The 1092-nt window shown below is 65.8% G+C and carries 1 protein-coding gene; it reads right to left on the minus strand.

The annotated features are described in order from the left end of the window. A partial coding sequence (locus tag QP045_RS21450; RefSeq protein ID WP_422517037.1) for a hypothetical protein occupies positions 1–1092 on the minus strand: 1092 nt, incomplete at both ends.

A 1092-nucleotide genomic window follows, 5' to 3' on the forward strand; every position in this document is an offset into this window, starting at 1 on the left:
TCGCACCGGCGTCGTCGGTGAGGCGAAAGCCTTTCGTCGGACTGCTGTATTCGGCCCCGCCGGACATCTGCGGCTCGTCGAAGACGAGCGGGCCGAACGGAACATGGTACGAGACATAGATCGTCGACGTGCCCGACCTGGTGATCTTGATGGGGCGCAGCGGCTCCCAAGCCCGGCCTTCCACGGCGACGTGGTGATAGACCTTGGCGAACTGGTGCCCGAACCAGCGCGAGCCGTTGCTGTCGAGATGCCCGCCTTTGTCCGTGTATGGGTAGGCCGGCCCGACCATCGCCGCGGTTGCGCGGTTGGCGAGAACCGCGTCGAGCTGCGCCATGCCGACGTGCAGGCCTGGTACGCCGTCTCCATCCACGTCGCGGGTGTAGCTGCCGCTGGTCTGGTACGTCAGGAATAGCGGGGGCAAAGCCTGTCCGGTGATGGCGACCGCATCGCCCTGCATGTTCGCGATCATTGCCTCGAACTTCGCGCGGTACGTCGCATAGGTGCGGTTCAGAGAATTGTGCCCGCTCGCCTGCTGATAGTCGTGCTCGCCTTGCAGGTAGCCGACTGCGCCAACCGTAACCGCCTTGCTCTCGGCGATCGCGATGGCCTTCACCTTGGCAATGGCGCTCGTGTACCGCCCGTAGCTCTCGCTTCCGCCCTCGGTGTGGTTCTTCGACAGCTCGCCGATGGTTGCGCCCGAGACCGCGACGTTGACCGAGACGAAGCGGCGCGACGAATAGTCTTCGTTGAGAAGATACTGGCCGAGCGCATAGCGTGCGCCGTTCGCCCAGCCGTGGTTGATCGGCTCGCCGCGCGCGCCATTCCCCGGCGCGAGCTGCGCCTCGCCGGCCGCATCAATGAACGCGCTGTTGTTCGAAAACGTCACCGCCACCAGCGGCTTCAGCACATCGCCGCCGCCCACCGGCAGGAAGGTGCCCGTCGTGGTTGTGGTGCCGCCGGCGAGATACTGGACGCTGTCGCCCAGCATCAGGTTGCCGAAGCGATTGGTGCGGGACAGCGCCGGCCAGGTCTCATCGCCCTGCGCCAGCGACTGGCCGTAAACGCACAGCAGCACATAAGGAGAGGTCGGCC

It is taken from the genome of Sphingomonas sp. 3-13AW, assembly GCF_049311085.1.
In the GTDB taxonomy this organism is placed as follows: Bacteria; Pseudomonadota; Alphaproteobacteria; order Sphingomonadales; family Sphingomonadaceae; genus Sphingomonas.